Source organism: Bradyrhizobium arachidis (assembly GCF_015291705.1).
Classification (GTDB): Bacteria; Pseudomonadota; Alphaproteobacteria; order Rhizobiales; family Xanthobacteraceae; genus Bradyrhizobium; species Bradyrhizobium arachidis.
Genome location: NZ_CP030050.1, coordinates 957,410 through 982,139, shown reverse-complemented (window position 1 = coordinate 982,139; position 24,730 = coordinate 957,410). Strand labels below are relative to the sequence as shown.

Sequence of the window (24,730 nt, the reverse complement as noted above, 5' to 3'; positions counted from 1 at the left end):
CCCGCGCCGGCCCCGAGATCAGTCACCCTCGCAAGTCCCGCCGCATGAATCGGCCCCGCCGGAGGGACGAGCTCGCGTGCGCGGGGCAGATTCGTGACGCGACACGGCCTTTGGCTTCGGCGGCGGCGGATCAGGACGCCGCCGGCACACGCCCTGGGCATCCAGCACCTCATTGCCGTCGCAGACGATCTGGACGCAACGGTCGCCTTCGACCTTCTGTCCCCTGGCGCAAACCAGCGGACAGACACGATCGGGCTTGGCGCGCACCGCATCGAGCGCGTCGAGGCTGGCGACCTTGACGTCGAACTTGGTGCCGGCATTTCGGTTGAAATTGTCCAGCGCCTTCTGCGACGGCGCAGTCCACGCCCCGTCGGGCGGACCGGGATCGCAGCCGACACGCTTCAGGTGGGCCTGAAGCAGACGGGCGATATCCGTCGGATCCATCGCCGGCACGACAACGGGAGCCGGTGCGGCGGGCGGGGTTAGCGCGGCCTGTTGCTCCTTCTCCCGTCGTTCCTGCTCGCGCCGCTCCCGTTCACGCTGCTCCTGCTCGCGCCTTGCGGCCTCGATCTGCTGCTGCGCGTCCAGCGCGGCCTGCTTCTTAGCCTGTTCGACCTGAACCGCCGCCTCCTCGGCCTGCCGCCGCGCCTCCGCAACCTGCCGCCTGGCATCGTCGAGCTCGCGCTTGGCCTGGTCGGCGATGCGTTGGCGCTCCTTCTCCAGTTCGCGCCGGGCCTGCTCCGACATCTGGAGCCTGGCCTGCTCGGCCTGGCGCGCGGCCTGCTCCTCGATCTGCTTCCTGACGTCCTCGCTCTTCTGCCTGGCCTGCTGTTCGGCTTGCCGCTTCAAGAGGTCCGCCTTCTCGCTGGCCTTCTCTGCCGCATCCAGCTTGTCGAGCGCCGCATGAGCCGAGGCCGCATAGATGCCGCTGCCGTGAACAGCGAGAAACGACGTCCACGCCTCCCTTGTGCCGATCTGCGCCACAAATTCGTAGTCCCGCCGGGCTTCGGCGTTCGGATCGACCGGCGGCGCAACCGAAGGCACCAGCGCCACTGTGTCTCCGCCGAGCGATCCGTAGACGAACGGCTCCTGACGCCGTGCCGTGCTCTTCATCACCTCGTCGCGAACCCGGCCAAGCGTCAGGCGGAGGTCGAGACCCGGCGTTGCCAGATGGTTGAGCAGCGCGGTCGCGAACGGGCTATGCGCACCGTCACCATCGCCGGCTACCGCGCCGGCCTTGGCGGCGAACGCGATCAACGTATCCGCCGTCGCAGGCTCCATCTTGGCAAGGCCGCGGCCCATCGAACGGGTGGCGACACTGCGCGTCATCCGCTCCGCAAAGGGATTGTCGCGGCAGGCATCGAGGATGACCAGCCGCAGCCGCTTCGCCGGATTGATCGCCTGGAGGATCCGGTCCAGCGGAACGGTCTCGTCCTCGACGTCGAAATCGCTCTGGAGACGGGCATCGGCCGGAATCAGGAAATTGACCCCGTTCACCTCGATGCCGTGGCCGGCGTAATACACCACGGCCATGTCGGAATCCGCGGCAACAGCCGCGAAGTCGCGCACCGCCCGCCGCATCTCGGACACGCCGAGATCCTGGCGCAGCACGACGCTATCGAAACCTATCCGCTTGAAAACGTCGCTGATCGCCGCCGCGTCATTGTCGGGATTGGCCAGCCGGGCGACGCTCTGATAGTTGGAGACACCAAGGACCAGAGCCACCCGCTTGTCGGCCAGCGCATTCGTCGCTGCGGCCAGCATCAGGGCAGCCGCCAATGCAACGCGGACAGCCAGACGATGCAGTTGCGACAGCGGAGCCGGGAGGATCAATCCGACCATGGTGCAGGCTTCAATCCGAGCGAGAGCCTATGGACAGGCTCCGGGAAGATTTCGAGGGTCTCCCCTCGTAAGTCAACCCGTCTGTGGCGTACCTCACTTCCCCCGAGCCGCAGTCGGCGTCAGCCCGAACCGCCGGCGGAAGCAGCGGTTGAAATAAGAGAGATCGTTGAAGCCGCAGGCAAAGGCGATGTCGCTGATTCGGCCCTCGCGATGGGCGAGCAGGTCAGCAGCCTTGCGCAGGCGCAGTTCGGTGAGGCGGGTGGTGAAGCTGGCGCCGGCCTCGAACAAGAGCTCGTTGACGTAACGCTCGGAGAGGCCGGCGGCGGCCGCGAGCTTCTGCGCAGAAAAATCCGGCTCGTGGAAGCGCATGTTCAGGATCGACAGCACGGCCTTGAGCCGCACGGCGCGCAGACCCCGGCGTCGCGCGGCGATGGCAACGTCGCTGCGGGCGCCGAGGCCGATCGCGGCGAGATCGAGCAAATGGCCGGCGATCGCCATCCCGGCCTCGACCGCGGCGGCGGGATGATGGAGCAGGAGATCGCTGTAGTCCATCGCCAGCGACAGCGCGCCGCCGGGCTCGAGCTCGCGGCCGACCAGATCGTCGACATCGCAGACCATCGCGCGCAGCGTGTCGACCGGCAGATGCACGTTGGTGAAGCGCTTGTGGCTCGCGCCGTCGGCGGCGAAGAACGGCTCGTCGAGCTTGAGCAGCACCATCGACCCCGGCCGCATGGTGAATTCGCGGCCGCGATGGATCATCTGCGACGGGCGGTCTCCGCTGTTGCGCGCGAGGCAGAAACGGTCGTCGCCGGTCTCGATCACCTGTCGCTTGTCGCGCCGCACCGCGACGAAGCTGCCGTCGCAGCGGCCGAGCATGGTGGTGCCGATGTGGATCGAGTTCATGGTGGCGCGAAACGGCACGTCGGACGCAGGATCGAGCTCGCCGGTGTTGGAAAAATGCTCGAACAGCTCCGCGAAGCGGATGAAGCGCTGCCGGTCGGACAGGTCCTGAGGCAGCATGTCGGTCGAGAGCGCCTTCCTGATGACGGGCATCGAAAGAACTTTCGAAAAAGACTTTTGGGAAAAGGTCGTGCACGAAAGCGGCGCCAGCCTGTCAGGACCGGAATGAATGCCCGCTGAAGACCGGCGCGCGCACGCTATCAGCACGCCAACGTGAAGCAAGCGGCGCCGGTCAGTCCAAGGCCCCACCCCTCCGGCGCCGGACAGTCCAAGACGGCCTGCGCAGATGGGCCCTATTCAGGCGGCGGATGCGGCATCCCCACACGATGACGGCATCCGGGCAAACGGGCGGCCCTGGCCTCGCGCCCGCTGGAGGAGACGACGACATGCGAACCTCTCTACCCCGCAGCCTCGTGCTCGGCGGCGCCATCGCGACCAGCCTCTGCATCGGTTATGCCCTGGGCGCGCAGCCGCACATGGACGAAGCCATCGCGATCCTGCAATCGGCCCGCGTCGAGCTCGGCAAGGCCGAGCCGAACAAGGGTGGCCATCGCGAGAAGGCGATGGGCTTGATCGACCAGGCGATCGGCGAGGTGCGCGCGGGCATCGCCTTCGCCGCAAGCCATTGACGCAACGGCATTCGGGAGCACACCACATGATGCGCATCGTGTTTGCCGCAAGCCTCGCGCTCGGCGCGATCGCAGCTTCTGCTCAGGCCATGCCGCTCGCCCCGTTTGCGAGCGCCAATGGCGACCTGATCGCGGTCGCCGGCGGCTGCGGCAAGGGCTGGCACCGCGGCCCCTATGGCGGTTGCCTTAGAAACTACGCCAACCCCGCCGCGCATGCCTGCCCGCGCGGCTACCATATCGGTCCCGGCGGCGCGTGCCGCGGCAACGGCAGGTAACAGCCGGCCAGACGGCCGCCTCGCAAATCGGACTCAAAGCCCGGGCCTGCCCGGGCTTTTTTCTTTGCCGATTGTGGCGGAGTTCATAGACAACCGGGGCAGGACGCCGCCATCCTTTTTGCTCCCTCGGCGCGATTCCGGGTGAAATCCATTACTTCACGATGAAATCACGGATGAATTTGAAGGATGCCGCCCGAGCGGGCCCCTAAAGCATCCGCCTGAAATTTTCGGAGGAGTCCATGACGCACCAGGACGAGGCGCTGCAAGGCGGTCCTGCACGGCCGGACCATACGCACGATGATCCAAAGGTTGCGGCGAATGCACCCGACGCACCGGCGCCGCGCAAGCTGGTGCTGTTCGCCGACGGCACGGGCAACGCGTTCACCACCCAGGAATCCAGCGTCTGGCGGCTCTACGAAGCGCTCGACCACACCCAGCCGGATCAGATCGCACACTACATCAAGGGTGTCGGCACCGCCGGCTGGGCGCCGCTCGCCGCGCTCGACGGCGCCACCGGCATCGGCGTGCCCGGCAACGTCCGCAAGCTCTACCGCTTCCTGTGCTGGAATTGGCGCGAGGGCGACGAGATCTACATCTTCGGCTTCAGCCGCGGCGCCTTCACCGCCCGCACGCTGGCGGCCATGATCTCCAGTCAGGGCCTCATGCCTGCCGTGATCGACGACACGCCGGTGTCGCATGCTGAGATGGAGCGCAACGCCAAGGCCGCCTGGCGCGAATATCGCCGGGACACCGTGCCCTGGACCAAGAGCCTGCCGACGATCTGGGTCACGCGCTGGATCCGCGACTTCCTGCTGTTCATCTATCACTGGCTCTGCGGACATCGCTCCTACGCCGAGGTGCGCAGCAAGATGGGCGTGCGCAAGGACGTCGAGATCGAATTCCTCGGACTGTTCGACACCGTCGAGGCGTTCGGCGTGCCGATCGAGGAGCTTCGCCTCGCCGTCGACTGGGCGATCTGGCCGATCTCGTTCCGCAATCATCGCCTGTCGCACAAGGTCAGGCAGGCCTGTCACGCGCTCGCTCTGGACGACGAGCGCACCACTTTCCATCCGCTGCGGATCGATCAGAGTCATCCGGGACGGGAGCAGATCGTCAAGGAAGTGTGGTTCGCGGGCGTTCATTCCGATATCGGCGGCGGCTATCCGGAATCCACGCTGTCCTTTGTCCCGCTGGTCTGGATGGTCGAGCAGCTCCGCGGCAGGCTGCGCTTCCAGGACGGCGAGATCGAGCATTTCCAGGACTATCAATCGGCGATCGGACCACGGCATGATTCACGCAGCGGCGCAGCGGTGCTGTACCGCTACGGGCCGCGCCCGATTTTGGCCGGCCGCGAGAATGGCGGGGAGCCAGTCGTGCATTTCGCCGTCATCGAGCGGATGTTGTTCGGCTGCGACGATTACGCGCCGATCATGCTTCCGGCGGATTGCCGCGTGCTGCTGCCGAACGACACGAAGCTCCCGGACGGAACGGTGCTGCCGGGCGGAACGAGACTTCCCGACGGGACGGTGCTACCGGACGGAACGAGACCTCCCGACGGAGCGGTCCTGCCGGCCGGAACGACGCTGCCGCTGCAGTCGAAGAAAACGGACGAGAGAGAAAAGGAGCTCGAGGAGCAGCTCGTCCGCGCACTCCTGAAGATCGCCTATCTGGCAAAGGCCACGGGCCCGCGACGCAAGCTAGAGGCCGAAGCCTTCATCACGATGAGCACGCCGGACCCCGGCATGTCGAGCCTGACGCGCGACACCGTGTGGTGGCGGCGCGTCGCCTATTTTTCACTGTTGTTCATGGTCGCCTTCATCGCCGTCTTTCCGTGGATTGCGCGCGGCCTGGTCGGCTCATCTGAGGACGGCGGCCTGAGGGACACCTGGTTCTTGAAGCGCGTCACCGACACCGACTGGCTGCTCAGCGCGGTCGTGGCGCCGCTCACCAATATCCTGAGACACGTGCTGCCGGCCTATGCGACGCCGTGGCTCGACATCGCGACCTATTATCCGGTCCTGACCTCGGCCGTGCTGCTGCTCACGCTCTGGGTGTGGAACAAGAACTCCGTGCTGCGCGACAACATCCAGGAGCGTGCGCGGCTCGCCTGGAATACGCCGCGCCGCAAGGCAAGCCGGGAACACATCACAACGTCCGGCCGCGCGCTCAGATTTGGCAACTGGATGCGCCACAATATGGGCTGGGCGCAAACCCTGTTTGCCAGGCGGCTCATGCCTATCGGCTTCCTGTTCATCATCTTCAGCTCGGCTTTGCTGATGGTATCCACCAGCTACTTCACCGGCCGTGTGGCGCTCGGCAGGGTCTGCTCAGCGCCGGAGGTCAAGACCGCGAGCGGCCCGCGCGTCGAACGCGGCAAGCCCGTGCTCGACGAGGCCTTGTCTGCGGGGAGCGTATTCGAGACCAGGGACTTCTGCTGGTGGAGCGGATTGGCCGTCGAGAAAGGCCGCAAATATCGCGTCTGGCTCGACATCGACGAGCCCTGGTTCGACCGCACCATCATGACCGGCGTGAACGGCTTCGGGACGGACCTCGCGCGTTACATCTTCCTGCCGATGCGCCGGCTCTACGGCGCCGACTGGTTCCAGCCGGTGGTGCGCATTGGCTCGAAAGGCATAAACGATGTTCCGCTCACGGCCATCAATGTCGAGCCGGCGGACGTGCTGCCGCGCCGGAAGGACCCGACGCTTCCGGCGGAGGACGATCTGGAGAAGAGTCCCGACCACAGATATTGGGTCCGCGTCGAGGACGAGCTCGGCGACAACGATCCGCACCGCGCGAAGCTCAAGGCGCTGGACGGTTTTCTGCCGATCCAGGCCGACGACCTGCCGGTGGCCCGCGAGGTGTGGAAAAGGCAGAATCTGACCGGTCGTGTAGTCGCCGAGTTCGTCGCGCCGGAATCCGGCGAGCTCTTCTTCTACGTCAACGACGCCGTCCAGATCTTTCCGACCGTGCTGCCCTGCTGCTTCACGCCATGGTGGCTCGCGCCCTTCCAGGGGCGGACCGAAAAATTCTACGACAACAACAGCGGCACGGCGCGGATCAAGGTGCAGCGGCTTCCCGTGCCGCCACAGCCGCCTGAGAAGCCGGCGCAGACCGTGTCTGCCCGGTAGGAGCGACCTGGCTGTCGATGCCCCATGATTATGGGTGTCACGGCAAGTGGGCTGCGGATAAACTGGCTCGCGCCGCGGGGGACACGCGGTGCGGGACGATGAACATGAGCGAACAGGGCGAGACGGGTGAGGCGATCACCATCCTCCTCGTCGAGGACGACGCACCGACCTGCTGGCGGCTCCAGGATGCGCTGGTCAAGGCCGGCTACGAGGTGCGCAGCGCCGGCACGCTCGGTGAGGCCCGCTCCGCGCTCGGCGACGGCGCGCCGCGCGTGCTGCTGACCGATCTCAGGCTGCCCGACGGCCACGGCATCGAGTTGATCCGCGAAACCCGGCAGCGCTTTCCCGACACCGAGATCATGGTGATCTCGGCGCTCGGCGACGAGGAAAGCGTGATCTCCGCGATCACGGTCGGCGCCACCGGCTATCTCCTGAAGGACGCCTTCCCCACCGACATCGCCACCACGGTGCGCGATCTGGTCGCCGGCCATTCGCCGATCTCGGCCTCGATCGCCCGTTTCATCGTCCGCAGAACACAAGGTGCCGCGCAGAATTCGGCGGAGCCGCCGCCTGGGCCCGTGCTCAACACGGCGAGGCTGACCCCGCGGGAGATCGACATCCTCTGGGGCATCGCCAAGGGCTTCAGCTACGCCGAGATCGCCAGCCATCTCGGCCTGTCCAGGCAGACCGTGCCCGGCCACATCAAGAACATCTATCGCAAGCTCGAGGTGCATACGCGCAGCGAGGCGGTGTTCGAGGCGGTGCAGCAGGGCCTGATCAAGCTGTGAGTGAGATCGCGGCGAAGGCACCGGTCAAACCCGCGCGGCGCCGGCTGCTGGCCTCGCGCCTCGTGCCTTATCTGCTACTCCAGGCGCTGATCGTGATCGCCACCATTCTCGGACTGCGGCTGCTCCAGCCCAGCGATCCCGACGATCATGCCGTGACGGCCTTCTCGTTGCGGGAGGACGGCATGGCGCGTCCCGTAACGCTGCCGCATTTCACCGCCTCGCGCTATTCGCTGGCGGACCCGCCGCTCTATACCGGCACCTTCACCTTCAGAAGCGGCGATGCGGCGTCAGGATGGTCGGTCTACCTGCCGCGCTTCAGCAACGCGGCGGAGGTCGCCGTCAACGGCGTCGTCGTGCTCGATTCCCGCCGCGACGCCAACGCCAACCGGCCGGACCGCAACACGCCGCAGATCGCGCTCATCCCGGCTTCGCTGCTGCGCGACGGCAGCAACGAGATCACCGTGCGGCTGTTCGTATGGGGACCGCTGAAGGGATTTCTCGACACCGTCTATGTCGGGCCGGATGCAGCCCTGCGTCCGGCCTATGAGACGCGCACGCTGCTGTTCGTCACATTGCAGGTGGTGTTCTCCGCCTGGCAGTCGATCCTCGCCGTCATCCTCGCAATCATGTGGCTGATGCGGCGACGCGAGCCGGTCTATGGCGTGCTGGCGGCTGCGATGGTGCTCGGCGTCATCCAGGCCTTCATGCCGCCGCCGGTGCCGCCGTTCACCGTGTCGCGACTGCCCGCGGTGCTGCTCGCATCCGCGCCGATCGAGAGCGCGCTGATCGTCGCCTTCGGCGTGCTGTTCTTCGGCTGGCGCTGGCCGCGCTACGGCATCCTGCTGTTCGCGCCGGGGCTGATCATATTCGTGGTCGGATTGATCGCGGGACCGCCGCTGCCGCGCATCCTGTTCCTGGTGCTCGGCATCCCCACGGTCGGGCTCAGCCTGTTCCTGATGGCCTGCGTCACCACGGCCGCGGTAATCCGGCGGCAGGACGCGGCGAGCTTCACGATCGGCTGCGCGGTGACGATCGTGCTGACCTGCTGGATCCACGACATGCTGTCGGTGTTCGAGATCGTGACCAACGAGCGCATCTTCGTCTCGCGCCTGTCCTATTCGGCGATGCTGGTGGCGATCGGCGCCGGCCTGACCTGGCGCTTTGCCCGCGCGCTGAACCAGGTCGACAGCTTCGCAGGCCAGCTCGTGACCCGCGTGCGCGAGGCCGAGGAGCGGCTGAAGGCGAGCTTTGCCCGCGAGGAAGAGCGCGCCCGCGCCGCCGCGCTCGCCAACGAACGCACACGCCTGATGCGCGACCTGCATGACGGTCTCGGCGGCCAGCTCGTCAGCATCGTGGCACTGTCCGAGCGCGGCCATGAGGGCGCGACCATCACCGACGCAGCCCGCGCGGCGCTGAAGGATCTGCGTCTCGTCATCGACTCCATGGACGACATCGGCGGCGACCTGATGCTCGCGCTCGGCTCCTGGCGCGAGCGCGCGACGGCGCAATTGCGGCCGCACGACATCGCGCTCGACTGGCGCGTGACGACGCCGCAGGGCCTGCCGCTGCATCCGGAGCTGCGGCCCTGGCACGTCATCCAGATCGTGCGCATCCTCGACGAGGCCGTGACCAATGCGGTCAAGCACGCACAGGCGCGCCACATCGCGGTGACCATCGAGACGCTGGAGGGGAGCCAGGGAAATGACCAGGGGCCGTATGGCGTGATCAGCGTGACGGACGACGGCTGCGGTTTTGCGCTCGCCGGCAATGGCGAAGCCGCGGGCGCGAGCCAGACCGCGCGGGGCTTGCGCAACATGAGGAGCCGCGCCGCACGCTGCGGCGCCGTGCTCGACCTGAGCTCGGAGGGCTCGGGCGCGCGCGTGCGGCTGCAATTGCCGCGAATCTTTCCCGACAGCGACGCCGCCGCCCGCTGAAAAACCCCCTCCCCGAACGTGTGGGACGCGCGGAGAGAGGGAACGGGCCGGATTGTCTGCCTTGCGGAGGACGGGGGGTGTTCGTCCGCAGGGCTCCGTTGCCCGATATCTTCTCCCTCTCGGGGAGAGGGGCGGGGTGAGGGGGAGTCTCCGCAAGGGCAGTGACAGCTGAACTCGTGGAGAGTCCCCCTCACCCGAATTCGAGCGTAGCTCGAATTCGACCTCTCCCCGCAAGCGGGGCGAGGTGAAGAAAACGCTCAGCGCACGCCGACGCGATTGACCGGACCGCCGCGGTTCATCGGCGTGCCTGCGCGAACGCCAACGCCGGGCGCGCCGACCCCGGGCGTTGCCACCGCTGCCGCGGCAACCGGGGCCCCGGGCGCGACCACCACCGCCGCGGTCGGCCGCACCACGCAGCCCTTGGGCACGCCGACCGTCTTGCAATACACCACCGCCTGCGCCGGGCTCGTGCCCAGCGCGACCGTTGCCGCACCCGCCAGCATCATCACCGTCAGCCCGGCGCTCAGCGCTCCCGCTTTTTTCGACATCTTGCTCTCCTCGTTCGCGTTCGGCGTCCCGATGCAATCACCGGGTTTCGCAGCCGACGTGAAGCTGTGAATGGCAAAAGACGGCGCACGGATACATGCCATGAAGATGGGGGTGCGGCGGCGATCAGCGCGAGCCGATGCCATGAACATGGCATGGACCGCGCGCGCGGCTTCGCGAGATGGTCCGGCCCGCTTGATCCCAGGCGGGACCAACGACAATCCCAAAAGAGGTGCTTTATGAAGATTTCGGTTCTTGCCGCGCTGCTGCTCGCCGCCACCGCCCTGCCCGCCGCAGCGCAATCCGGTCCGACACCGCAGGAGCAGATGGCCTGCCGCAGCGACGCCAGCAAATTCTGCGCCGAGCATATCGGCAAGCCGCCGCAGATGAATGCCTGCCTGCGCGAGAACAAGTCGAAGCTCTCCGACAGCTGCCGCAAGGTGGTGGAATCGCACGGCGGATAGTCGTCGACGCGAACTGCGCTGCCGTCTTTCCGCGTGAAAGAAGGCAGCGCGCAAGCAGCTCGCGACATGAGCGCCCTTCGACGCAGGGCCCGATTGTCGCCGGCTTGGCCCGGCTTGTGCGGGCTGCAATGCAGCCCTTGAAGGCGGGCCGCACGGCAAGATCGCCGGCGGCTCCCGCACGTGTCCATTTTTGGGACGGCGCCCGGACGGCCCCACCTCCGCGCCGCACTGTCGCAGGTCGCCTCAGCGCCCGAGATTTCGCGTTCCCGCATCTTGCACAACGAAAGATTGCACGCCAGTTTAGACGGGTTACACGCACGCATTGTCGCCCGGCCCGCACCTTTCGCGGCAATCGGGAATTTTTATCGACCTGATCTGGCCTGGTTGAAGGCCGCGATCGCGGACCATTTGTGCTTTGAAATTTGGAGCGCTCCAATGAGTATCAATTGGCGGCCCGCCAAGAGCCTTGAAGTCCTGCTCAAGCAGGTCAACGACATGGCGCCCGGACGCGACAAATCGAGCGACGGGATGCTCGGCGACACATCCCATCAGGCGCGCAAGTCCGATCACAACCCTGACGCCAATGGTGTGGTGACCGCGTTGGACATCAGCCATGATCCGGCCCACGGCGTCGACGCAGGCGATATCGCCGAAGCGCTGCGCCAGTCGCAGGACAAGCGCATCAAGTACATCATCTCCAATCGCCGGATCGCCTCGAGCGTCGTTTCGCCCTGGCAATGGCGTCCCTACAACGGCGCCAACGCCCACACGCATCATGTCCATGTTTCCGTCATGGACACGCCGACGCTCTATGACGACACGTCGCCATGGCAGATCGACGCCAACCTGATGCGGCGTGCCAAGATCATTCCCGAGACCGTGACGCTTGGCGGCAGCCGTTGCGCGAACATCACCGCGACCGTGTTCGGTGGCAGCGCCGATCAGGACGAGAAGAGCGCCTATGACGGCCACCGCATCGACGATGTGGAGCTCGGCGTCGCGCTGCCATTCCGCTTCGCGGGACCGCGGCCTCAGGTGCGGGTCACCAACAGGGCGAGCGGAAAATCCGTCGTCTGCAACATCGTCGATGTCGGGCCGTGGAACATCAACGACCCCTATTGGGAGAAAGGCGCAAGACCGCAGGCCGAATCCGGGACCGACATGAGGGGACGGCGGACCAACGGCGCCGGCATCGACCTCACGCCGGGCGCCGCGCGCGCGATCAGCATCCCGGGCAAGGGCGTGGTCGATTGGGAATTCGTGGGAGCCGCTCAGGGCCCGCAACCGAATGCCCAGGCCATGCTGCCAATTGTCGCCTTGCTGCAGAAATTCGTGAAGGACGGAGCCATCAAGATGCCGCTTCCAGCCAACGATATCAGTGCGATTATCCAGCTGCTGCTCAAAGTCGCACAGGGCCAGAACGCAGCGCCCGGCCCGGTGGTCCCCCCGGCGCCCGCGCCGGCTCTCGATCCTGCCGATCCGACCAAGCAGCTCATCGACGAGATCCTCAAGCTCGTCCTGCCGCAGGTCACCAAGCAGATTCCGCAACTTGGCCAGGTCAACGGCGCGCTGGGGCAGACGATCGGTGAGCTCCTCAACGGCAAGAAGACTGCGATCGGACTCTTCGGCACCCTCGCGTCGTGGCTGGCGCCGATCATCGGCTCCTCGAGCTTGTTCGGCGGTGCGGGCATGGCGGCCGGTGCGGCCCTCCCGGCCGCGGCTGGGGGCTTGGCCCTGGTGCCGCAGATCGGTGTGCCGATCTTCATCGCCATGACGCTGTGGGGCATTCTCGGCAAGGTCGAGAAATGGACGCAGGGCAACGTCCCTTTATCGCAGTCGCCGAAATAGGGCGCGGCGGACCCGCGATCTGGCTACCCCGGCGCACTGGCAACGACCACGGGAAATCGCGCCAACATAATAAATTGCCTCGAGCCTGAAACGGCCGGAGCGTACAACAACCGAAGGTAGTTGGAAAGAATCGAGGCACTCTGTCGCAGCGCCCACCGCGCTGGCGGTCTTGGGTTAACGCGCGCGGCGGCGGGGCAGACGTCTCAGGCGCTAATCATCGTCGTCGGACCCGAACAGCCTGATCTGCGGGACGCCACTGCGCGGACGGTTCGTATAATCGCGCGCGTCGGAATCTTCGCGGATGTTGCGCGCGACATCGTCCCAATCGGTGCGGTCGCGCATGCCGCGCGGTTCACGGGATTCGGAGTGACGGCGCTCGGCCCAGCGCTCACGGCGCTCCGCCCGGCGCCGCTCCGAGGCGGCGCGCTTCATGTCGGAATCTTTGGCCTTGGCATAGGCATTGTCAGGTGAGGAGGACGGCTCCGTCGACGCCTGCTGCTCGGCAGGTTTTGCGCCCTGCGGAGATGATGCAGGTGCCGGCTTGGCTTGCTCCTTGGGCGGCTCGACTGCGGCGGCTTGCGAAGGCCGCGGAGCCGCCGGTTCGGCGCTCGCCTGAGTGGTCTGCGTCTCGGACTTGGTCGCAGACTTGGCTTCGTCCTGCGCCTGCGCGGGCGCGGCAACCATCGCTCCGAAGGCTTGCGAGCCGGTGAGGTATTGAACGCGCTCGGACGGTGCATTGGTGGTCGCGGGCGTGTTGTCTGGTGCGGCGGCTGCAGCGCGCTGCGCCATCTTGCTGGCGTCCGCCCCCTGCTTCGGCGCGATCGGATTCATGATGTTGCCGGCGACGATGCCGCCGCCGAGGCCAATGGCGATGGCGGCAACGATCGTTCCGGCACCGACGAAATAAGCTGTCGAGGCGCGCATTGGCCCACTCCCTGTTTCGAGCGGGCAACGCATGAGGATTGCCGGATGTTCCTGATATCGGCGGGGAACCGCGCCTCAGATCTGCTGCGCGACCTTCTCGAGCCCGATGAGGCGGGCGAGCTTGCGCACTTCTTCCTTCTGGTCGTCACGCAGCTGGAACAGCAACGGCATCGCGGCCGACTTCAACTGCTGGACCTCGTCGCAATTCGGATCGATCTGCGCGCTGGGCGGTGCGTTCGGATTTGACAGCTTGTTCGCCTGGATCTTGCGGGCGACGTTGCGCAGTGCGGTCTCGACCGAGGGCCAGTAATATTCCTGCGACGACGACAGCTTCAGGCGGTCCTTGATGCCCGAGATCTGAACGTCGGACAGCAGCGAATAGGATTTCTGCGGCTGCGGCTTGGCGACGACCTTCGGCTTGGCCGGGACCTCGACGGCGGGAATCTCGGCGGCGGCGGGCGCCTGGTGCGCGCTTGCCTTGGGCATCGGAAAATCCGACGGCGTGGCAGCGGCAAAGGCCTGGCGCAGCGGCTCGGTCAGCACGGGCGCCTGCGAAAGCTTGTCGGCCGGCACCTGAACCGGGTCGATTGCAGCCGAGGCCAGTGCCAGCGTCGGAACCAGGCGGTCGGCCTTGGCAGCGCGATTGGTCGCGAGCGGCTTGGGCGGAGGCGTCTGCGCGATCATCTCGGCACTGACGCTGGGCACGCTGTCGCGGCCGAGAATGGCGGTGGTGGCGGCGCCGAGGACGAGGAAACAGGTCAGCACGACGATGGTGATGGCTCTGGACAAACGTCTCTCCGGAACGATCGCTTCACGAGTTTGTTAGGGATGCCCGGAAAAAGGGCGCGAAATAAGGCTCGAGTGTGCCGTCGCTGCGACAATCAGCATGCCTGCGACGACATTTCCCGAAAAGGCCAAGGAAATCAGGCAGCTGCCGACAGGTCGTAGGCGTCCTGGATGTCGGCGACGATCTCGGAGGCCTCCCACACCGCGCGCGGTTCGACCGATTGCAGCGTCACCGTCCAGTTGCCGCCGCGACGGGTGCGGGGAACGCTGACGATGTCGAACCGCACGTTTCGGCACAGCGGGTGGCGGGCCAGCGCGTGGGCGACGCGGATGCGGATCTCGTCCAGCGTCGCGGCTGTCTTGCTGTTGAGAAAATCGAAGTCCATCGCCTGTCCCTCTCGGTCCTGATTGGCGGCCGTGAGGGGATTCTTGGCGGGGCTTGGTTAATCTGCCGTTAAGTGGGCCGGGCCGGAGATATGCGGGATTAACTGTGACGGATGCGCTGGCGCCTCCTCTCCCTCTCCCCGTTCTTACGGGGAGAGGGTGGGGTGAGGGGCTGTCTCCACAATCGCGGTAACAGCTGCCCTCGCGGAGGCTCCCCCTCACCCGCCGCACGCGGGGAGAGGCGAAGAGCTTACCGCCCAACCGCTTCGCGGTATTCCGCGATGGTCCGCGCAACGAGATCGCTGGCCGCCGGCACGTCGGTCACGCCCGACGTCGAATGCCCGCCGCTCCAGATATCGCGCCAGCGTTTGGGCCGGTTCTCACGCGCTGCGACGTCGATGTCCTTGCCGATGTCGATCGCGCCGCGCGCCGGCAGATCATTGGGGTCAAGACCGGCGGCGGCGATCGACGGCTTCAGCATGCTGGTCTGAAGGCCAGTGAACGCGGTGGTCAGCAGGATGTCGTCGGCGCTGCTCTCGACCAGCATCTGCTTGTGGCGGTCGTCCGCCATGCTCTCGCGCGTCGCGATGAACTTCGTGCCCATGTAGCCGAGATCGCAGCCGAGCACTTCGGCTGCATGCAGCGCTTGGCCGTCGCTGATGCCGCCCGCGAGCACGATGATGCCATCGTAGAACGAGCGCACCGCGCGGACGAAGGCGAACGGGTTGAGCCAGCCAGTCTGCCCCCCTGCGCCCGCGGTGAGCAGCACGAGACCGTCGGCACCAGCTTCCGCTGCGCGTTCGGCGTGACGGATCGAGGCAACATCCGCCAGTACCAGTGCGCCCGCATCGTGCAGCGGCTTCAACACCGGCTCGGGCGAGCCGACCGATGTGATGACGATTTCAGGCTTGTGCTTCAGCAGCACGGCGAGATCCTGTTCCAGCCGCGCATTGGAGCGGTGCACGATCAGGTTCGGGCAGAGCGGCGCTGCCTTGCGGCCGGCCTGTCGTTCGTGCTGCAGCAGCCGCGCTTCGATCTCGCTGAACCACGTATCAAGTTGTTCCGTGCTGCGGCAATTCACGGTGGGAAAGCTGCCGATCACGCCATTGCGACAGGCCGCGACCATGAGCTCGACGCCCGACACCAGAAACATCGGCGCTGCAATCAAGGGCAGCGCGAGGCGATCACGAAAGAGTTGCAGTCGATCGGATGTCACTCACGCCTCCTTGCACGGGCTTTGCCGTTCCATCCCGCCTTCTCTGTGCTAGCGTTGCGCAAACATTGGCACGCGAGAAGCCAATGACAAGACAACGAGGAAACATATGTCCGATCAGCTCCACGCATCGTCCCCGACTTGCGCGCAGACGCTACGGGCATTGGCGCGCTACCCTGGCCGCACGGCATTCGCCTGGCCCGGCGGATCGCTGAGCTATCAAGGCACCATCGACCTGATCGGACGCATCCAGGGCGTGTTCATGCGGCTCGGCTTGCAGCGAGGTGCGCGCGTTGCCTTCCTGACCGCGAACCGCGCCGATACGTGGTGCGCCGGTGTCGCCGCGCAATTGTCGCGGTGCTGCATCACATGGCTGCACCCGCTGGGATCGCAGAGCGACCAGCTATTCCAGCTCGAGGATTCGGAAGCCGAAGTCCTGGTGGTAGATGCCGCCGCCTTCCGCGATCGCGGCGGCGAGCTCGCCGCGCAAGCTGCCCGGCTCAAGGCCGTCTTCACCATGGGGCCGGCCGAATACGGCGTCGATCTGCTGGCGGCGATCGAGAGCGCTGGACATGTCAGCGCACAGTGCCTCGCAGGTCTCGATGATCTCTCCACGCTGAACTACACCGGCGGCACCACGGGCAAATCCAAGGGCGCGCTGCGCTACCATCGCGAGAACGCCGGAGCTGCCGCCGCGATCCTCGCCGACTTCGAGATCCCCGATGCCGCGCGCTATCTCACCGTCGCGCCGATCAGCCACGTCGCCGGTACGAAGGTGCTGCCGACGCTGATGCGCGGCGGCACCGTGCACATGCTGAAGGGCTTCGATCCCGAAGCCGTGCTGGCGACGATCGCGCGCGAGCGCATCAATTTTACCCTGTTCGTGCCGACCATGATCTATGTGCTGCTCGATCATCCCGCACTGAGCAGGACCGACCTCTCCTCGCTCGAGCTCGTGCTCTACGGCGCCTCCGCGATGTCGCCGAGCCGGCTGGTCGAAGGCATCGAACGCATCGGACCGGTGTTCTCGCAGCTCTACGGCCAGACCGAATGCTACCCGGTCTCGGTGCTGCGCAAGGCCGATCACGATCCCAGGACGCCGGAGCTGTTTTCGTCCTGCGGCTTCCCGATCTCAGCCTGTGAGGTCAGGATCCTCGACGACAACGACAACGAGGTGGAGACGGGCGAGGCCGGCGAGATCTGCGTGCGCGCGCCGCATGTGATGGCGGAATACTGGAAGCGCCCTGACATCACCGCCGAGACGCTGAAGAACGGCTGGGTGCACACCGGCGACGTCGCGCGCAAGGACGAGCGCGGCTACATGTTCATCCTCGACCGCAAGAAGGACATGATCGTCACCGGCGGCTTCAACATCTTTCCGCGCGAGGTCGAGGACGTGCTCTCCCAACACGCCGATGTCGCGATGGTCGCGGTGGTCGGCGTCCCCGACGAGAAATGGGGCGAGGCCGTCACCGCAATCATCGTGCCGCGCGAGGGCGTCAGGCCCGATCCGGACGAGCTGATCAACATGGTGCGGGCGCGAAAAGGCTCCGCGCATGCGCCGAAACAGATCCAGTTCGTCAAGCAGCTGCCGATGACCGGCGTCGGCAAGGTCGACAAGAAGGTGCTGCGCGCGGGGTTTTGGAGCGGGCGGGACCGGATGGTGGGGTAAATCCCCGGGATTTTACGGTGGTCATTGTGGCTCCGACACCACAGCGCGCAACGGAGTGTGCGCCGGCAATGCCGACCCGATTGCCCGCGAATCAGGGAATCACCTAGACCAGCTGACGGGGCTGGGAAGCGGAGTAACGCATGAGAGTCGCTTCCCTGGAAAGTGCAGTCGCCGCGATCACGTTGATCACGGCTATCGTCGTGGTGCTGTGGGAGATCAAGATCTTCTACGGAATATGAACTGGCAGGATGCCGAGCATCCCTTCCGCGGCGGCGGAAGTCTGCCGTTCAATCGGCGCCAGGTGCAACCATGGCGCGCTTGCCGTCATTTCACCGCTTCTCGATCACCAGGCTTTGCACGGCGCGGCCGAAATAGCCCTGCCGATCCGCCAGCCGCGACATCGCGAGCCCAGCACCGTCAGGGCCAATCCAGGATTCGCCGTCGAGCAGGATCCACTCCCCGACCGGCTGGCGCGCGAAGCTCACCGTCAGGTCGGCATTGATGTAGGTCCAGGCGCGGAAGTCGAGCGTCGAGGCAGTGCCGTTGGAGAAGTCGGCGGCGACCACGGCGCGCATGGCCTGCGAGATCGCTTCGCCCTCGATCAGAGGATGGTCGACGCGAAACCAGATCGCGCCGGCGCCGGCCTGGCCGAAGCGGCCGCGCGCGGCGCGCATCGAGACCGATCGCACGAACGGGCTGGTGGCGGCGTGACCGTCCTCGACCAGCGAATCCTCCGGCGACGGCAGCGTGACCGGCAGCTCCTTGACGCCATCCGGCAGTGCCTGCGCCTGGGCCTTGATCTTGAGCACGGTGGCACCCACGACCTGTACGCCGTCAGCCAGAAGCTTCACTTCGCAGAGCTGGATCTTGCGGCCCTCGCGCAAAACCTCGGTTACGATGGTGAGCGGCGCCACCGGCACGGGACGCATCAAATCGATGGTGACGCGCGCGATGTTCATGGGCACGGGCGTCGGGATGCGCTCGGCCGCCCACGTCACCAGCGAGGCCGGCGCCGAGCCGTGCTGCATGCGCCGGTCCCAGGGACCGGCAGCGTCCGGGCTGGTGACGACGTTGTCGCCGTCGACGCGGTAGATGGCGGTCATCGTGTCTCCGTGGAGCAAACTCGGCGCGCAGCAACCGGTGTCGTCCCCGCGAAGGCAGGGACCCATAACCCCAGGGAGAAGTTGTAGCGCAAGACCGGTAACCACGAGCCTTCGCCAAACTCCTCCCTGGGGTTATGGGTCCCGGATCGGCGCTCCGCTCTAGACAACGCTACGCGTTGTCGAGAGCTACGCTTGTCCGGGACGACGGATGAGAGAGATGTGGGGCGATGGCCTACATCACAACGGCGGGTCGATCGCCTCGTCGTATTCCTTCTTGAAGCGCGCGATCAGCTCGGCCGCGGGCACGACGCCCTCGATGCTGCCGATGCCCTGGCCCGAGCCCCAGATTTCCTTCCAGGCCTTTGGCTTGGCGCGCTCTCCGGAGGCGTCGGTGCCGAAATTCATCTTGGAGGGATCGGAGGTCGGCAGGTTTTCCGGATCCATGCCGGCCGCGAGGATCGACGGCTTCAGATAGTTGCCGTGCACGCCGGTGAAGAGGTTGGAATAGACGATGTCGTCGGCAGTCGAGCCTGCGATCATCTCCTTGTACTTCTCGACCGCGTTGGCTTCCTTGGTGGCGATGAAGGCCGAGCCGATATAGGCGAAGTCGGCCCCCAGGATGCGCGCAGCGCGGATCGCCTTGCCGTTGCCGATCGCGCCCGACAGCGCGATCGGGCCGTCGAACCATTTGCGCGTCTCAGCGACGAAAGCCAGCGGCGAGATGGTGCCGGCATGGCCGCCGGCGCCGGCCGCGACCAGGATCAGGCCGTCGGCACCCTTCTCGATCGCCTTGTGGGCGAATTTCTGGTTGATCACGTCGTGGAAGACGATGCCGCCCCAGCCGTGGACGGCCTGGTTGAGCTCCTCGCGCGCGCCGAGCGAGGAGATGATCATCGGCACCTTGTACTTGGCGCAGAGCTGCATGTCGTGGTCGAGCCGGTTGTTCGACTTGTGCACGATCTGGTTGACCGCGAACGGCGCCGACGGCTTGTCGGGATGAGCACGGTCATAGGCCGCAAGCTCTTCGGTGATCCGCGCCAGCCATTCGTCGAGCAGCTCCGGCGGCCGCGCATTGAGCGCCGGGAACGAGCCGACCACGCCCGCCTTGCACTGCGCGATCACGAGATCGGGCACCGAGATGATGAAGAGCGGCGAGCCGATCACGGGGATCGACAGGCGCCCCTTGAACAGGGCGGGCATGGACATTGCGGAACGGTCCTCTTGTGACGGTCAAATGGAAGCTGGGAGCCATACCAACAAGGCAATCTTTCCACTGTCAAGTATTGCGTTTTGCAGCCGCGGCGGATGCAGTTACCGCAATTCCAACGCGCGGAATTCGTCCGCCGTCATTCCGGGTTCGCGCCTCGCGCGCCCCGGAATGACGGCGCCTACCCGATCAAATCCGGATTGATCAGCCGCTCGAACGAGAACATCTCGTCCCACTTCTCCTGCGTCAGCAGCTTGCGTTCGGTCACCACGATCTGGTGCAGCGACTTGCCGCTTTTGTAGCCCTCGCGCGCGATCTCGGCGCATTGCTTGTAGCCGAGCAGCGGCTTCAGCACCGTGACGATGCCGAGCGAATTCAGCACCATGTTGCGGGTGTGGTCTTCATTGGCGGTGATGCCGACGACGCAGTTCTCGCGCAGGCTGTTCACTGCACGCTCCATGGTGCGGATCGAGAAGAACAGCGCGAACGAGATCACCGGCTCCATCACGTTGAGCTGGAGCTGGCCGGCGGAGGCCGCCAGCGTCACCGTGGTGTCGAGGCCGATGACGAGGAAGCTGGTCTGGTTGACGACCTCGGGGATCACGGGATTGACCTTGCCCGGCATGATCGAGGAGCCCGGCTGAAGCTGCGGCAGGTTGATCTCGTTGAAGCCGGCGCGCGGGCCCGAGGCGAGCAGGCGGATGTCGTTGCAGATCTTCGTCAGCTTGCTCGCGGTGCGCTTGAGCACGCCGGAGAGCTGCACATAGGCGCCGGTGTCGGAGGTCGCTTCCACGAGATCGCCGGCGAGGATGAAATCGACGCCGGTCAGCGCGCTCAGATGCCGGACCGCGAGCTTGGGATAGCCGACTGCCGCGGTCACGGAGGTGCCGATCGCGGTGGCGCCGAGATTGATCTCGCGCAGCAGCGCGCGTGCTTCCGAGATGCGGTCGACCTCCTCGCCGATCGTGGTGCCCCATCCCCGGAATTCGGCCCCGAGCGACATCGGCACAGCGTCCTGGAGATGCGTACGGCCCATCTTCAGCACGCGGTCGAATTCGCGGCCCTTGGCGAAGAAGGCCTCCTGGAGTTGGCGCAGCGCCGTCATGTAGCTCTCGAGCCGCAGGATCAGCGCCAGCCGGAACGCGGTCGGATAGGTGTCGTTGGTGGACTGGCCGTAATTGACGTGATCGTTGGGGCTGACGTGCTGATAGTCGCCCTTGTTGAAGCCGAGCGACTCCAGCGCGAGGTTCGCGATGACCTCGTTGGCATTCATGTTGGTCGAGGTGCCGGCGCCGCCCTGGATGAAGTCGGTGACGAACTGGTTCATCATGTCGCCGGCGATGACGCGGTCGCAGGCGAGGATGATCGCGTCGGCCACCTTGGCGTCGATCGCGCCGAGATCGCGGTTGGCCATCGCCGCGGCCTTCTTCACATAACCAAGCGCCTTCACGAAGTAAGGCTCCTGGTTCATCGGAATGCCGGTGATGTGGAAATTCTCCTTACCCCGGATGGTCTGGACGCCGTAATAGATGTCGTCGGCGATCTCACGCTGTCCGAGGAAGTCCTGCTCCGTACGGCTCATGGGCGCTCCTAGCTGCTCGCGCGTCACCGCATCAGTTCTGGCATAGCGCGCTGGTCACGAAAGTGTCGGTGCGGCAATCGTCAGGTTTGCGTTGCCGGCCCGGAATCAGAACCTTGGCCGAGCATTTTTCGGCGGAGTCGGCGTTGATGCTCTTGCCTTCCTTGTAGCCCTTGGTCCGGCAGAGCTGGTCGGCGGCAAGCTTGCAGTCGGGCGCGCCGTTGGACGAGACCGGGCACGCCACGCGCCCGGAGACCATGGTCGAGGGCGTTGCCAGCCGCGACAGGTCGCTCATGGTCTCGCTCGGGCTTTTGATCGGCGGCAGGATCGAGGGCAGCTTGTCGAACAGCTTGCCCATTTCGTTGATCAGGCCGGGATTTTCCTCGCGCGTCGGCGGGGTAGGCGTCGACGGCGGCGGCGCGGCCTGCGGTCCCTGCTCCTGGAGACCGAGCGAGGGAGGGGCGGATTGCGGCCATCCCGTCTCGCTGCCGCCGAGCAGGATCAGCAGCACTGCTGAAGTCGTCGTCCCGAATCTCACAGCCGGATTGCCGGATCGAACCATCATGAGGGCAACCGTAGCCGAAGCCGGCGCAGCGGCAAAGCGTTGCGGGTCAGATCAATTTGACCGCCACCACGAAGCCGAGCACCAGCACGGCGGCGCCGATCGCCACCCACAATCCGAGATGCTCCTCGAGCTTGTGCCGGATCCAGTCACCGTAGCGGTTGAGCAGGATCGCCACGATGAAGAAGCGGCCGCCGCGCGCGACGATCGAGCACAGGATGAAGAGAATGAGACTATAGCCGGCAAAGCCCGAAGTGATGGTGACGAGCTTGTAGGGGATCGGCGTCAGGCCCTTGAGCAGGATGATCACGGCGCCCCATTCCGCATAGGAGGCGCGGAAGGCTTCGACCTTGTCGCCGAGGCCATAGACCTGGATCAGCCAGTGGCCGACCGAGTCGAACAGCAGCGCGCCGATGGCGTAGCCGAGCAGGCCGCCGAGCACGGAGGTGACGGTACAGACCGCGGCATAGACCCAGGCGCGCTGCGGGCGCGCCAGCGACATCGGGATCAGCATCACGTCCGGCGGAACCGGAAAGAACGAGCTTTCTGCGAAAGCCACGGCTCCCATGATCCAGAGCGCGTAGGGCTTGTGGGCGGCGTCGATGCACCAGTCGTAGATACGTTTCAGCATGGCGCCGCGATGAAGCACCATGGGACGGATTTGTCCATCGCGAGTTTTTGAGCGATTTGTGACGCCCTAGTGGCGCTTGCGCCCCGCCCGCCCTTCCAGGGCGACAATTGGCCGCCGCGCCGAGATGCGCGGTGACGCGACCTTGGGCAGTTTCATCGGCGACTTCGGCAGCTTCTCGGCGATGCCGAGCATGTCTTCCCGCCGCGCCATCTCGCGCCAGACGTCATCGGGGCGCACACCGGCGGAGGCCCAGAGCACGGTCAGGTTGTAGAGCAGGTCGGCGCTCTCGCGGACCACGGCTTCGCTATCGCCGTTAACCGCGTCGATCACGACTTCGATAGCCTCTTCGGCCAGCTTCTTAGCCATTTTGGAGGGGCCGCGCTGAAACAGCCGCGCGGTGCGCGATGTTGCCGGATCAAGGTCCCTGGCCGCGAGCACAGCCAGATATAGCCGCTCAAGCGAATCACTCATGTACGCGAAAATACTCTAAACCGGTGGCGAGCGCGTTAACGTACGGCAGCAAAAGCAAAAAACCGGCCGTCGCGGCGCCGCGACGGCCGGTTGTGGTCAACCTTTGGTAGCCAAGGTCAGTAGCAGTTCTGGACATAGCCCTGGCCGCAGAGCTCCGACGGCGCCGAGCCGCCATAGCGCTGGTACTGGTAGTTGGGGCCCGGACCGTAATAGGGGCCATAGGCAGGGGCACTGTAATAGGCCGGACCGCCGTAATAGCCATAGCCTGGACCGTAGTCATAGGCGTAGGCGTCACGGCTCGCGGCGATCGCAAGGCCGGTGCCGATGGCGCCTGCAATGGCCGCGCCGGCGAAGGCCGCGCCGCCGCCGCCATGCCAATGGCGGCCGCCTGCATAGGAGGCGGTCGGGGCGGCAGCGGTCAACGCCAGTACTGCGGCCGTGGCAAGGACTGCCTTGCGGCCGCCAAACTTGGAAAATCTGTCAAACATGTCCTGGACCCTCCTTGGGACCTTCAATGGTGCCTTGAGACAGGCTCATGTCTCTCAAACACCCGCATCCATGTTGGGTTCCCCAACCCCAACACAAGCTGAACGGGGTTGCGTAATCGTGACGCAACCTCCGCTCATCCGCCGTTCATGTTGGCGTTGACAGACTGCCCGCCAGCCGGCGCTGCAAGCGTCACGAAATCATAACAATGCGGGACCGGCGCCACTGATGTCTGGATTCAAGACGATCGCCCTTTGCCGCCTGCCGGCCCTTGTGCTCGCCCTCGCAATCTCGCTCGCCGCTCTGCCTGCACGCGAGGTCGCGGCGGCCGATACCGCCGCACCGTCCACTGCGATCCACTTCACGTTCGATCGCCCGATCGATGCGAGCATGGCGCCGTTCTTCCTGGCCGCAAAGGACGGCGGCCTCAGTGCCGAACGTCTCAACGTTTCCTTCAACAGCGCCGCCGGATCGCCGGAGGCGCTCGCGCGCGTCGCCAAGGGCGACAGCGAGCTCGCGCTTGTCGACATCAACGAGCTGATCCGCTTTCGCGACAAGGACGATGCGGCGCCGGTCAAGGCGGTGTTCGTGCTGTTCAACCGCGCGCCTTACGCCATCGTTGCGCGGCGGAGTCGCGGCATCCATGTGCTGTCCGATCTCGACAGCAAGACCGTCGGCGTTGCCGAGAGCGATCTGTCGATGCGGCTGTGGCCCGCGCTGGCGCAGCGGAACGGCATCAACACCTCGCACGTGAAATTCCACAAGATCAGCGCTGCCGTGCGTGAGCCGATCCTCTCCGCAGGCCAGGTCGATGCCGTGGCCGGCTTCAGCCATCTCTCTGCGGTGAATCTGCGCGACCGCGGCGTGCCCGGCAGCGATCTCGTCGTGCTGCGCTTTGCCGACTATGGCTGCGAGGCCTACGGTTTTGCCGTGGTGGCCAATCCCGCTTTCGCCGCGGCGAAGCCCGACGCGGTGAAGGGATTCGTTCGCGCCTTGATCGCGGGCATCCACGCCACCGTCAAGGAGCCGGCGCGTGCGGCGGATGAGGCCGCAAGCCGCATCGACGACGGCGACCGCGACCTCGAGCTCGAGCGCCTGCGCACCGTGCTCGCCGACAACATCCTGACCGACGAGGTCAGGCGCAACGGCCTCGGCGGCATCGACCCGGCGCGTCTGGAGCGCTCGATCGACCAGATCGCGCAGGATTTCAAATTCCGCAAACGCCCGGCGGCCGCCGACATCTTCGACGACCGGTTCCTTCCGCCGGTCGCAAGCCGGCTCGTCAACTGAGCAAA

Annotated in this window: 23 protein-coding genes; 9 read left to right on the top strand and 14 right to left on the bottom strand. The window is 65.9% G+C overall.

Annotated features, from left to right (window positions below):
- Positions 1 to 18: 18 nt before the first annotated feature.
- Complete coding sequence (locus tag WN72_RS04660) at positions 19 to 1,842, bottom strand: caspase family protein (RefSeq protein WP_092218009.1); 1,824 nt, start codon at positions 1,840 to 1,842, stop codon at positions 19 to 21.
- A 93-nt stretch (positions 1,843 to 1,935) separates the two neighbouring features.
- Entirely contained in the window at positions 1,936 to 2,895 is a 960-nt protein-coding gene (locus WN72_RS04655; protein ID WP_092218008.1) for a helix-turn-helix transcriptional regulator, read from the bottom strand.
- A 293-nt stretch (positions 2,896 to 3,188) separates the two neighbouring features.
- Between WN72_RS04655 and WN72_RS04650 the strand changes: the two genes are divergently transcribed.
- From WN72_RS04650 to WN72_RS04630, 5 genes are all read left to right on the top strand, one after another.
- A complete protein-coding gene (locus WN72_RS04650; protein ID WP_092218007.1) occupies positions 3,189 to 3,431 on the top strand; it encodes a hypothetical protein in 243 nt (80 codons plus the stop codon).
- A 26-nt stretch (positions 3,432 to 3,457) separates the two neighbouring features.
- Complete coding sequence (locus tag WN72_RS04645; RefSeq protein WP_092218006.1) at positions 3,458 to 3,706, top strand: GCG_CRPN prefix-to-repeats domain-containing protein; 249 nt, start codon at positions 3,458 to 3,460, stop codon at positions 3,704 to 3,706.
- A gap of 239 nt (positions 3,707 to 3,945) precedes the next feature.
- The gene (locus WN72_RS04640; protein WP_167381023.1) at positions 3,946 to 6,837 is read left to right on the top strand and encodes a T6SS phospholipase effector Tle1-like catalytic domain-containing protein; all 2,892 of its coding nucleotides are present in this window, start codon (positions 3,946 to 3,948) and stop codon (positions 6,835 to 6,837) included.
- A 104-nt stretch (positions 6,838 to 6,941) separates the two neighbouring features.
- Complete coding sequence (locus tag WN72_RS04635) at positions 6,942 to 7,625, top strand: response regulator transcription factor (protein WP_027561389.1); 684 nt, start codon at positions 6,942 to 6,944, stop codon at positions 7,623 to 7,625.
- A complete protein-coding gene (locus WN72_RS04630) occupies positions 7,622 to 9,559 on the top strand; it encodes a sensor histidine kinase (protein ID WP_092218003.1) in 1,938 nt (645 codons plus the stop codon). The genes WN72_RS04635 and WN72_RS04630 overlap by 4 nt, the downstream gene beginning before the upstream one ends.
- A 257-nt stretch (positions 9,560 to 9,816) precedes the next feature.
- Here the strand turns inward: WN72_RS04630 and WN72_RS04625 are convergent, their stop codons facing one another.
- Positions 9,817 to 10,107: a hypothetical protein gene (locus WN72_RS04625; RefSeq protein WP_027561391.1), complete on the bottom strand. Its 291-nt coding sequence runs from the start codon at positions 10,105 to 10,107 to the stop codon at positions 9,817 to 9,819.
- Between the two features lie 237 nt (positions 10,108 to 10,344).
- On the opposite strand from WN72_RS04625, the gene WN72_RS04620 reads away from it, so the two are divergent.
- Both WN72_RS04620 and WN72_RS04615 read left to right on the top strand, forming a co-directional pair.
- A complete protein-coding gene (locus tag WN72_RS04620) occupies positions 10,345 to 10,569 on the top strand; it encodes a cysteine rich repeat-containing protein (protein ID WP_027561392.1) in 225 nt (74 codons plus the stop codon).
- A gap of 435 nt (positions 10,570 to 11,004) precedes the next feature.
- Entirely contained in the window at positions 11,005 to 12,417 is a 1,413-nt protein-coding gene (locus WN72_RS04615) for an RlpA-like double-psi beta-barrel domain-containing protein (RefSeq protein WP_194482981.1), read from the top strand.
- A 210-nt stretch (positions 12,418 to 12,627) separates the two neighbouring features.
- Here WN72_RS04615 and WN72_RS04610 read toward each other — a convergent pair whose 3' ends face one another.
- The 4 genes from WN72_RS04610 to WN72_RS04595 form a co-directional block, all read right to left on the bottom strand.
- Positions 12,628 to 13,341 (bottom strand): hypothetical protein, encoded by a 714-nt coding sequence (locus tag WN72_RS04610; RefSeq protein ID WP_092218002.1) that lies wholly within the window; start codon positions 13,339 to 13,341, stop codon positions 12,628 to 12,630.
- A gap of 75 nt (positions 13,342 to 13,416) precedes the next feature.
- The gene (locus tag WN72_RS04605; protein WP_027561394.1) at positions 13,417 to 14,130 is read right to left on the bottom strand and encodes a hypothetical protein; all 714 of its coding nucleotides are present in this window, start codon (positions 14,128 to 14,130) and stop codon (positions 13,417 to 13,419) included.
- Between the two features lie 134 nt (positions 14,131 to 14,264).
- On the bottom strand, positions 14,265 to 14,513 hold the full coding sequence (locus WN72_RS04600; protein ID WP_027561395.1) for a hypothetical protein: 249 nt from the start codon (positions 14,511 to 14,513) through the stop codon (positions 14,265 to 14,267).
- 248 nt (positions 14,514 to 14,761) lie between these two features.
- Positions 14,762 to 15,727: an NAD(P)H-dependent flavin oxidoreductase gene (locus tag WN72_RS04595; protein ID WP_092218001.1), complete on the bottom strand. Its 966-nt coding sequence runs from the start codon at positions 15,725 to 15,727 to the stop codon at positions 14,762 to 14,764.
- A gap of 106 nt (positions 15,728 to 15,833) precedes the next feature.
- On the opposite strand from WN72_RS04595, the gene WN72_RS04590 reads away from it, so the two are divergent.
- Positions 15,834 to 17,396, top strand: a complete 1,563-nt coding sequence (locus WN72_RS04590; protein ID WP_092218000.1) for an AMP-binding protein — start codon at positions 15,834 to 15,836, stop codon at positions 17,394 to 17,396.
- A gap of 329 nt (positions 17,397 to 17,725) precedes the next feature.
- Here WN72_RS04590 and WN72_RS04585 read toward each other — a convergent pair whose 3' ends face one another.
- The 7 genes from WN72_RS04585 to WN72_RS04555 form a co-directional block, all read right to left on the bottom strand.
- The gene (locus WN72_RS04585) at positions 17,726 to 18,499 is read right to left on the bottom strand and encodes a thioesterase family protein (protein WP_092217999.1); all 774 of its coding nucleotides are present in this window, start codon (positions 18,497 to 18,499) and stop codon (positions 17,726 to 17,728) included.
- Between the two features lie 237 nt (positions 18,500 to 18,736).
- Positions 18,737 to 19,705, bottom strand: coding sequence for an NAD(P)H-dependent flavin oxidoreductase (locus tag WN72_RS04580; protein ID WP_027561399.1), 969 nt, complete (start codon positions 19,703 to 19,705; stop codon positions 18,737 to 18,739).
- A 182-nt stretch (positions 19,706 to 19,887) separates the two neighbouring features.
- On the bottom strand, positions 19,888 to 21,288 hold the full coding sequence (locus tag WN72_RS04575; protein WP_092217998.1) for an aspartate ammonia-lyase: 1,401 nt from the start codon (positions 21,286 to 21,288) through the stop codon (positions 19,888 to 19,890).
- Positions 21,289 to 21,319: 31 nt separating this feature from the next.
- On the bottom strand, positions 21,320 to 21,850 hold the full coding sequence (locus WN72_RS04570) for a hypothetical protein (protein WP_027561401.1): 531 nt from the start codon (positions 21,848 to 21,850) through the stop codon (positions 21,320 to 21,322).
- Positions 21,851 to 21,896: 46 nt separating this feature from the next.
- On the bottom strand, positions 21,897 to 22,499 hold the full coding sequence (locus tag WN72_RS04565; protein WP_084334586.1) for a YqaA family protein: 603 nt from the start codon (positions 22,497 to 22,499) through the stop codon (positions 21,897 to 21,899).
- A 45-nt stretch (positions 22,500 to 22,544) separates the two neighbouring features.
- Entirely contained in the window at positions 22,545 to 22,949 is a 405-nt protein-coding gene (gene hisE, locus WN72_RS04560; protein ID WP_027561403.1) for a phosphoribosyl-ATP diphosphatase, read from the bottom strand.
- Positions 22,950 to 23,065: 116 nt separating this feature from the next.
- Entirely contained in the window at positions 23,066 to 23,437 is a 372-nt protein-coding gene (locus tag WN72_RS04555; protein WP_027561404.1) for a hypothetical protein, read from the bottom strand.
- A 226-nt stretch (positions 23,438 to 23,663) separates the two neighbouring features.
- Here WN72_RS04555 and WN72_RS04550 point away from each other — a divergent pair, with 226 nt between their 5' ends.
- Positions 23,664 to 24,725, top strand: a complete 1,062-nt coding sequence (locus WN72_RS04550) for an ABC transporter substrate-binding protein (protein WP_092217997.1) — start codon at positions 23,664 to 23,666, stop codon at positions 24,723 to 24,725.
- Positions 24,726 to 24,730 lie beyond the last annotated feature (5 nt).

What these genes read in the sequence shown, in the direction of transcription:
- WN72_RS04570 (WP_027561401.1), bottom strand. Translation starts at nt 21,850, where the DNA reads ATGATGGTTCGATCCGGCAATCCGGCTGTGAGATTCGGGACGACGACT.
- WN72_RS04610 (WP_092218002.1), bottom strand. Translation starts at nt 13,341, where the DNA reads ATGCGCGCCTCGACAGCTTATTTCGTCGGTGCCGGAACGATCGTTGCC.
- WN72_RS04550 (WP_092217997.1), top strand. Translation starts at nt 23,664, where the DNA reads ATGTCTGGATTCAAGACGATCGCCCTTTGCCGCCTGCCGGCCCTTGTG.
- WN72_RS04620 (WP_027561392.1), top strand. Translation starts at nt 10,345, where the DNA reads ATGAAGATTTCGGTTCTTGCCGCGCTGCTGCTCGCCGCCACCGCCCTG.
- WN72_RS04575 (WP_092217998.1), bottom strand. Translation starts at nt 21,288, where the DNA reads ATGAGCCGTACGGAGCAGGACTTCCTCGGACAGCGTGAGATCGCCGAC.
- WN72_RS04585 (WP_092217999.1), bottom strand. Translation starts at nt 18,499, where the DNA reads ATGACCGCCATCTACCGCGTCGACGGCGACAACGTCGTCACCAGCCCG.
- WN72_RS04650 (WP_092218007.1), top strand. Translation starts at nt 3,189, where the DNA reads ATGCGAACCTCTCTACCCCGCAGCCTCGTGCTCGGCGGCGCCATCGCG.
- WN72_RS04555 (WP_027561404.1), bottom strand. Translation starts at nt 23,437, where the DNA reads ATGTTTGACAGATTTTCCAAGTTTGGCGGCCGCAAGGCAGTCCTTGCC.
- WN72_RS04640 (WP_167381023.1), top strand. Translation starts at nt 3,946, where the DNA reads ATGACGCACCAGGACGAGGCGCTGCAAGGCGGTCCTGCACGGCCGGAC.
- WN72_RS04590 (WP_092218000.1), top strand. Translation starts at nt 15,834, where the DNA reads ATGTCCGATCAGCTCCACGCATCGTCCCCGACTTGCGCGCAGACGCTA.
- WN72_RS04635 (WP_027561389.1), top strand. Translation starts at nt 6,942, where the DNA reads ATGAGCGAACAGGGCGAGACGGGTGAGGCGATCACCATCCTCCTCGTC.
- WN72_RS04625 (WP_027561391.1), bottom strand. Translation starts at nt 10,107, where the DNA reads ATGTCGAAAAAAGCGGGAGCGCTGAGCGCCGGGCTGACGGTGATGATG.
- WN72_RS04655 (WP_092218008.1), bottom strand. Translation starts at nt 2,895, where the DNA reads ATGCCCGTCATCAGGAAGGCGCTCTCGACCGACATGCTGCCTCAGGAC.
- WN72_RS04660 (WP_092218009.1), bottom strand. Translation starts at nt 1,842, where the DNA reads ATGGTCGGATTGATCCTCCCGGCTCCGCTGTCGCAACTGCATCGTCTG.
- WN72_RS04600 (WP_027561395.1), bottom strand. Translation starts at nt 14,513, where the DNA reads ATGGACTTCGATTTTCTCAACAGCAAGACAGCCGCGACGCTGGACGAG.
- hisE (WP_027561403.1), bottom strand. Translation starts at nt 22,949, where the DNA reads ATGAGTGATTCGCTTGAGCGGCTATATCTGGCTGTGCTCGCGGCCAGG.
- WN72_RS04615 (WP_194482981.1), top strand. Translation starts at nt 11,005, where the DNA reads ATGAGTATCAATTGGCGGCCCGCCAAGAGCCTTGAAGTCCTGCTCAAG.
- WN72_RS04645 (WP_092218006.1), top strand. Translation starts at nt 3,458, where the DNA reads ATGATGCGCATCGTGTTTGCCGCAAGCCTCGCGCTCGGCGCGATCGCA.
- WN72_RS04580 (WP_027561399.1), bottom strand. Translation starts at nt 19,705, where the DNA reads ATGTCCATGCCCGCCCTGTTCAAGGGGCGCCTGTCGATCCCCGTGATC.
- WN72_RS04565 (WP_084334586.1), bottom strand. Translation starts at nt 22,499, where the DNA reads ATGGTGCTTCATCGCGGCGCCATGCTGAAACGTATCTACGACTGGTGC.